Raw genomic sequence first — 6,178 nt, 5'->3', positions numbered from 1 at the left:
CACCTTGGATGAAGCGCTTCATGGGCGATCCTTACGATGAAGTCCTCAGAAATCATAGCAAGGGTTCGCGAAAGCGTTTTTACACACTCTGGGCCGATTTCTGCCCGTCGCCACCGGCGGCAATGCCCAGCTATCAGTCGATCATGGTTACTGATTGTGCTGGTCACATCCGAAATAAATCGGTGGTCAGATCGCATGTAACTGCCTGGTCAAGTGGAGTGCAATTTCGCACCTCGCAAGATACGAGTTACCGGCTTTTTATTGAGCCAAGAATGTAATCAGCATTTTCATCATGCCCGTGCTGTCTGAAAATCAGGCGAATCCCTATAAGGAACACGGCAATGAAATTCGCAAAAATCGCTCAGAAACTTGCCCTGTGGGCCGGCAACCCCAAGACGTTCATAGGAGCAATCATTCTGATTTTCCTGTGGGGCCTGAGTGGGCCGATTTTTCACTTCAATGACACCTGGCAGCTGATCATCAATACGTCGACCACCATCATCACCTTCCTGATGGTGTTCCTGATCCAGAATACCCAGAACCGCGACACGGACATTTTGCACTTGAAGGTCGATGAGTTGCTGCGGGTGACAAAAGAGGCGCAGAACGCGATGTTGGGGCTTGAGGCGCTGGACCTCAAGCAGTTGGAAGCGCTGAGAAAGCAATATCGGCAACTTGGCGAGGGCGAAACGATTTCCCTGGACGGTACCGTCGCCCAGGAGGGTAAGCAGGATTTGAACGAATGCTGATCGGAGTTAACACGGGTGGCCCGGGGTCACCCGCGTACTGCGTAGGTTAGCGACTGGCTTGCAGCGCCTTGGCCATTTGCAGATGGCTCTGCAATTTGGGCAGGGTTTCTTCGGCGAAGGCTTTGATTTCGGGCACATCGGTGGTCTGCGCTGCCTGTTGAAGCTGCTCGATAGCTTCCTGGGTGGTTTTCACCTGACTGGCCGCGTAGGCCTCGTCGAAGCTGGCGCCATCCTTCACTTGCGGCATCAAGGCTTTGGCTTTATCAACGACCTCTTCGCGCGGAGCCACCGGCAAATCCAGTTGTTTGGCGATTTTCGCCAGATGCTGGTTGGCGGTGGTGCGGTCGTTGATGACGACAATGGTGTAATCCTTAACCTCTTTGGATTCGGTTTTCTGGTGCGCCAAGCGGCTGGATTCGATATCGGCCACGCCTTTGGCCGACGCATCGTTGATGAATTCGGCGGGGGACTGGGCAAAGGCACTGCTGGCGCACAGACCCAGCAACATGGCAAAACTGGCATTGCATAATCGGGTGGCCATCCGGCTCATGGTCGCGCCCTCCTCGTAAAAAATTCAAACGGACGCTTACGCTCCCGCCTCTCAATAAAAACTACCTTCATCGCTACTTCGATTTCTGACCACCTTTGCGGCCCATATCGGGTTTCGCAGGGTCTTTATCGACAGTCGTGGTGGTAGTTCTCCCACCTTTGCGACCGGATTCAGACGCCTTCGTTCGATCGTTGGCGATGTTTCCCGAGTTCGAGTTTCTTGAATCAGGCATGATTCGCTACCTCTTGGTGATGATCGCAGCGAGCAGGAACCCGCATAGAATCAGAATATCGATCACCGCAAAGGTTTAGAAAAGTTGAAATCGCCGCGACGAACGGTGGCAGTTTTTTCAGGCCCCTAGGCGCTGCTGATGTTGGCGCTTGGCGGCGTACATGGCCTCATCGGCATACCGGAACAACTGCTTTTCTTCAGTGCCATGGTCGGGGTATCGCGCAACGCCGATGCTTGTCTGGATGATCAGGCTGTGACCGTCCAGACGCAGGGGTTGAGCCAAAACCTGTCGGATGTTTCCCGCTACTCTGTCAGCGTCTTCCGAGGCGTGGATGCTGTGCAACAACACAACAAACTCATCACCGCCGATGCGCGCCACCGTGTCGGTTTCACGCACACAGCCTTTGAGACGATTGGCGACCGCTTGCAGCAGCATGTCGCCTACCGCATGACCGTGGGTGTCGTTGACTTGCTTGAAGCGGTCGAGGTCGACATACAGCAGTGCCATTCGGCCGGAGTCAGCCCGCGCCAGCGTCAGCGAGTCTTTAAGGCGGTCACGGAGTAACTCTCGGTTGGGCAGTTGAGTCAGTTGGTCGTATTGGGCCATGCGCTGCAGTCTGGCATGCAATTGTTTGCGCTCAATCGCTGTGGCGACCTGGGCGCAAACGTATTGCAGCAGTTCCTTGTCCTGCTCGGTGTAGCGCTCACCACCGGGAACACTTTTAACGATCAGCGCACCGATGGTGCCGTTTTGTGAACTCAACGGTACACCCAGCCAGCAAGGTGAATGCTGGCCCGCGACCAGCGCCTCAAACCCCGTCAGCGGATTGTCCTGATCCGGGGTCAGCAGAATCGGCTGGCCTCTGCGTACCACCTCGGAGCAGAGACGTCCGATGATCGTTCCGGGCTGCTCCGGTTGCAGTTCCAGGTCGTTCACGTGATAAGGGAAATTCAGCTGTGCGCAGTGTTCGTCATACAGCGCCACGGAAAAATTCAGCGCCGGCAGCCATTCACCAATGATCAAATGGATGTGTTTGAACAGCGCCAGTAAGTCTTCCGCCGCGTGGGCGGCTTCGGAAATCGCATACAACGCCGCTTGCCGGGATTCGGCCTGCTTACGCTCAGTGATGTCGCGTGCCACGGCGATGCGCAGCTGGTCGACCTCCGACCAGCGCGCCGACCAGAGGATGTGCGCCACTCGACCATCTTTGCGCACATAGCGGTTTTCGAAATTGAGCTTGGAGTCGCCGCCCATGATCTCTCGCGCAGCATCGAGGGTGCGCTGACGATCCGCGGGATGCACCAGGTCAATCATCGGCTGGCCGATCAGCTCTTCGGAGGTGTAACCGAAAATACGTTCACACGCCGCGCTGACAAATACGAAGCGACCTTGTTTATCGACCGCACAGACGGCGTCCAGCAAGAGATCGATAAAGCTCGCCAACGGCGCGGAATTTCTGGTTGCCATAGTGCGGTAAGCGTGTCCGTACAATGCAGCAAAAAAAGAACCCTTCCTGACTCATCAGTACAACTGACGCCTCCTTGCAATCAGCCTCAAGCCTTGTTCGTCACCAACCCCGGCAATGCATGCGCCAGGGCATTGATGGCAAAACCGATAAACATTACCCCACACAGCCGGGTAATCAACAGCTCATGGCGCTGGTACATAGTGCGCACCTGCCGCGCACCGACAACGCCAATGAGGATAGCGTAGGCCATAAGGCCACCGATGAAGCTCAGGACGATCAGCCACGGCAGCATCGACCAGTGCAGCAATTCGGCACGGCTGGACAGCAGCGCCGTAAAAGTCGCTACCGCCACCGGGTAAGCCTTCGGATTGGTCAGGCCAAACAGAATGCCGTGCCAGAACGGCTGCCGCGCCGGGCCTTGAGGTGCTTCGTCACTGCTGCGTCGAGCGCGAACCGCGCGCAGACCAAGCCAAAACAGGTACAGCCCGCTGAGCACTCCCAGCACATCGAATGCGGTACTGCCGATTTCCCGTGCACCAACAATCGCGATCAGCGCGGTGCTGCACCAGACCACATCCCCCAGCAAATGCCCGCAGAGAAACCCCGCCCCAGCCCTGCGCCCACGCGCCGCGCCGATGCCGAACACCGCCAACACACCCGGCCCCGGCGTGATGCCGTAGATAAAGCCAGAGGCGAGAACAGCCATTAGCAGCGCTGGGGTCATTGGAATCCTGTTGAGCCGGTGTGAATGCACGCAGTCTATCCCAGGTTCCCGGAACCCGACTTACAGATCGTCGAAGAACTTCATTCCTGCATAGGGCTGCTGCCGACAGGTTGCCAGTCTCGATGCCAAGTCGCCGACATGCGCTTCGAGCTTGTGACCGTCCGGATCGAGGAAATAGAACGATGCGCCTTCGCTGCGGTTGTTGCGCCATTCCTGGACGTTGGCGGATCGCAGGCGTTCGACGAAGAGCGGGAAGTCTGTTGCGCTGATGTGGAAGGCGAGGGTCAGGTGGTTGAGGCCGGTGAGCATTTTCTCAGTAATCTTTGAGTTCATCAGGCATGACGTAGTGTTTGCCATCGTAGCTCAGCGTGATCTGTGTTTTTTTCAGATCGCGGGTTTTAGAAAGACACTCCTCGCCTGATTTGAAGTTTTTCAGCACGATGGTGCTTGAAGTGACGATCAAGTCTGCAAATCCGTTGTGAGCCGATTTGCCGATATCGACTGTTCTGCGTAGGTCCTGCCCCTGACCTGTGCAGTCGCCCATCCACTCACCCGTGTTCTTGGCAACCACCAGCCCCTCCAGCACTGGACGCAGGTGCTCTGCGTGAATATCTCGCGAGAGAAGCCTGGCAAATTGAGGACATTCAAAAAGCTCTGAAGGACGCAGACGCTGGAGACTTCGCGACACCTGAGGAGGTGAAAGCAATCTCTGATAAGTGGACTGCCAATGCGCGTTGAGTGCTTGCGTACCGCATTAAAAAATCGTCGATGACGAAGCCGCTTATATAGCAATTGAGAATCCGAAAGCCGCAGCGGGCTTCGTCCAAGCCATCCTTGCCAGCGTCGACCACCTTGCGCGCTTCCCGGCAACCGGTCGCCAAGGACGCCTGCAGGCACTAAGGGTCTTCCATACCAGACGCCTTCCGCCTGCCAGTTGGTAAACACTACAAAATCAGGGGACTGGATAGAACCTCATCCGTGCCTGCCCCCCTCCCCAATCCGCCCATTCAACCAGTTCAACGCCTGATCCCCGCCCCGCCGCTTGTGCCAAACCAACACAAACGTAAACGACGGAATATGAAACGGCGGCGGGACCACGATCAACGATTGCTCATCGATATTGAGCAACCCTCGGGAAGCGACGGTGAGGATCAGGTCGGTGCCGCTGATGAATTCCGGAGCGACGCTCCAGTGCGGCAGGCTGATCGCCACGCGACGACGTTCACGCAGGGCTGTCAGGGCCCGTTCGATTTCCGGGGTGCCGCTGCCGCGCATTTCCAGCAGGACATGGGGACGGGCGAGGTAGGTCGACAGGTCGAGCACGCCATCGGCGGACAGGCTGTTGCGGTCGACCAGACAGGCGTAGTGCTCTTCGAACAATGGGCTGCTGCGCAACTCGTTCGGCAACTCAGGAAAGACGCCTGCCGCCACGTCGATGTCGCCGTTGAGCACGCCTTCGAGCATGCCTTCGCGGCTGGCATGGCTGATTTGCAGATCGATGCCCGGCGCTTCCCGGCGCAAGGTTCGTATCAACCCCGGCAGGACGATTGCAGCGCCATAGTCGGACATCGCCAGTCGAAACGTGCGTTTGGCGGTGGCCGGATCGAAGGTATTGGGCGCCAGCAGCGATTGCACCTGAGCCAGGGCTTCGGCCAACGGCGCCATCAACTCCAGGGCTCGCGGGGTGGGCACGAGGCTGGCGCCCGCCCGGACCAGCAGAGGATCGCCGAGCAAATCACGCAATCGCGCCAAGGCATGACTGACGGCGGGCTGACTCAGGTGCAGGCGCTCGGCGGCACGGGTCACGTGTTGCTCGCTGAGCAAGGCGTCCAGGATCACCAGTAAATTGAGGTCGACGCGCCGAAGATCATTCATTTGATGCATGTTCTTGATAGCTATTTGGAATTTAAATCTGCGCGACGAATACTCTAGAGTCCAGCAAAACCTGTTGGAGATTCATCATGAGTACGTTGCATTGGGCCGGGCTGTTGCTGCTGGCCGTGATAGCCGGGGCGGTGGTGCCTTTTCAAAGCGCAATCAACACCAACCTCGGGCGCGGTTTGGGTCATCCGTTGTGGGCGACCCTCGCGTCGTTGCTGGTCAGTATTGTGGTGTTGTTGCCGGTTATGTTGGCACTGCGCTTACCGTTGCCGTCGCTGGCGTTCATCAGCAAGGCGCCACTGTGGATGTGGGCCGGTGGCGCCTTTGGGGTGTGTTTCATTTCGCTGGCGCTGATGCTACTGCCCAAACTCGGGGCTACGGGGTTTATTGCTTTGGCGCTGGCGGGGCAGGTGGTTGCCTCGCTGGTGCTGGATCACTTCGGGTGGTTTGGGTTGATGGAGCGACAGATGTCAGTGTCGCGGGTGTTTGGGGCGGTGTTGTTAATGGCTGGAGTGGTGTTGATTCAGTTCGGTGGCACATTGGAAAAAGCGATAACAGCAACATCTTGATCGCA

At 57.3% G+C, this 6,178-nt stretch carries 11 protein-coding genes and 1 pseudogene; 5 read left to right on the top strand and 7 right to left on the bottom strand.

From position 1 onward, the window contains the following. Positions 1 to 278 (top strand): hypothetical protein (locus tag ACXPVS_RS23735; RefSeq protein WP_458512068.1); only part of this gene is annotated, 278 nt, incomplete at its 5' end. A gap of 63 nt (positions 279 to 341) precedes the next feature. Beyond that, the gene (locus tag ACXPVS_RS23730; protein WP_458512067.1) at positions 342 to 749 is read left to right on the top strand and encodes a low affinity iron permease family protein; all 408 of its coding nucleotides are present in this window, start codon (positions 342 to 344) and stop codon (positions 747 to 749) included. A gap of 46 nt (positions 750 to 795) precedes the next feature. Here the strand turns inward: ACXPVS_RS23730 and ACXPVS_RS23725 are convergent, their stop codons facing one another. From ACXPVS_RS23725 to ACXPVS_RS23700, 6 genes and pseudogenes are all read right to left on the bottom strand, one after another. Continuing rightward, positions 796 to 1,299, bottom strand: coding sequence for a DUF4142 domain-containing protein (locus ACXPVS_RS23725; RefSeq protein WP_458512066.1), 504 nt, complete (start codon positions 1,297 to 1,299; stop codon positions 796 to 798). A 73-nt stretch (positions 1,300 to 1,372) separates the two neighbouring features. Further along, the gene (locus tag ACXPVS_RS23720) at positions 1,373 to 1,531 is read right to left on the bottom strand and encodes a stress protein (protein ID WP_458512065.1); all 159 of its coding nucleotides are present in this window, start codon (positions 1,529 to 1,531) and stop codon (positions 1,373 to 1,375) included. 117 nt (positions 1,532 to 1,648) lie between these two features. Continuing rightward, positions 1,649 to 2,998, bottom strand: coding sequence for a diguanylate cyclase domain-containing protein (locus ACXPVS_RS23715; protein ID WP_458512064.1), 1,350 nt, complete (start codon positions 2,996 to 2,998; stop codon positions 1,649 to 1,651). Positions 2,999 to 3,084: 86 nt separating this feature from the next. Then, positions 3,085 to 3,723, bottom strand: a complete 639-nt coding sequence (locus ACXPVS_RS23710) for a LysE family translocator (RefSeq protein WP_458512063.1) — start codon at positions 3,721 to 3,723, stop codon at positions 3,085 to 3,087. A gap of 60 nt (positions 3,724 to 3,783) precedes the next feature. Next, positions 3,784 to 4,002: pseudogene (locus tag ACXPVS_RS23705) on the bottom strand (glutathione transferase); the annotation flags it as partial. Positions 4,003 to 4,036: 34 nt separating this feature from the next. Continuing rightward, entirely contained in the window at positions 4,037 to 4,294 is a 258-nt protein-coding gene (locus ACXPVS_RS23700) for a PA3715 family protein (protein WP_458512062.1), read from the bottom strand. Between ACXPVS_RS23700 and ACXPVS_RS23695 the strand changes: the two genes are divergently transcribed. Next, a complete protein-coding gene (locus tag ACXPVS_RS23695; protein WP_458512071.1) occupies positions 4,252 to 4,461 on the top strand; it encodes a CopG family ribbon-helix-helix protein in 210 nt (69 codons plus the stop codon). The two genes, ACXPVS_RS23700 and ACXPVS_RS23695, sit on opposite strands and share 43 nt — an antisense overlap. A gap of 23 nt (positions 4,462 to 4,484) precedes the next feature. Then, on the top strand, positions 4,485 to 4,664 hold the full coding sequence (locus ACXPVS_RS23690; RefSeq protein WP_458512070.1) for a type II toxin-antitoxin system RelE/ParE family toxin: 180 nt from the start codon (positions 4,485 to 4,487) through the stop codon (positions 4,662 to 4,664). Positions 4,665 to 4,695: 31 nt separating this feature from the next. Here the strand turns inward: ACXPVS_RS23690 and ACXPVS_RS23685 are convergent, their stop codons facing one another. Then, entirely contained in the window at positions 4,696 to 5,607 is a 912-nt protein-coding gene (locus tag ACXPVS_RS23685; protein WP_458512061.1) for a LysR substrate-binding domain-containing protein, read from the bottom strand. Positions 5,608 to 5,684: 77 nt separating this feature from the next. Between ACXPVS_RS23685 and ACXPVS_RS23680 the strand changes: the two genes are divergently transcribed. Next, positions 5,685 to 6,173, top strand: coding sequence for a DMT family transporter (locus tag ACXPVS_RS23680; RefSeq protein WP_458512060.1), 489 nt, complete (start codon positions 5,685 to 5,687; stop codon positions 6,171 to 6,173). Positions 6,174 to 6,178 lie beyond the last annotated feature (5 nt).

It is taken from the genome of Pseudomonas sp. Ma2-10, assembly GCF_054330215.1.
The sequence above is the reverse complement of the archived record's forward strand: the minus strand, read 5'-3'. Positions and strand labels throughout refer to the sequence as shown.

Coding starts and splice junctions, on each gene's coding strand:
- ACXPVS_RS23730 (WP_458512067.1), top strand. CDS start 342: ATGAAATTCGCAAAAATCGCTCAGAAACTTGCCCTGTGGGCCGGCAAC.
- ACXPVS_RS23725 (WP_458512066.1), bottom strand. CDS start 1,299: ATGAGCCGGATGGCCACCCGATTATGCAATGCCAGTTTTGCCATGTTG.
- ACXPVS_RS23720 (WP_458512065.1), bottom strand. CDS start 1,531: ATGCCTGATTCAAGAAACTCGAACTCGGGAAACATCGCCAACGATCGA.
- ACXPVS_RS23715 (WP_458512064.1), bottom strand. CDS start 2,998: ATGGCAACCAGAAATTCCGCGCCGTTGGCGAGCTTTATCGATCTCTTG.
- ACXPVS_RS23710 (WP_458512063.1), bottom strand. CDS start 3,723: ATGACCCCAGCGCTGCTAATGGCTGTTCTCGCCTCTGGCTTTATCTAC.
- ACXPVS_RS23685 (WP_458512061.1), bottom strand. CDS start 5,607: ATGCATCAAATGAATGATCTTCGGCGCGTCGACCTCAATTTACTGGTG.
- ACXPVS_RS23680 (WP_458512060.1), top strand. CDS start 5,685: ATGAGTACGTTGCATTGGGCCGGGCTGTTGCTGCTGGCCGTGATAGCC.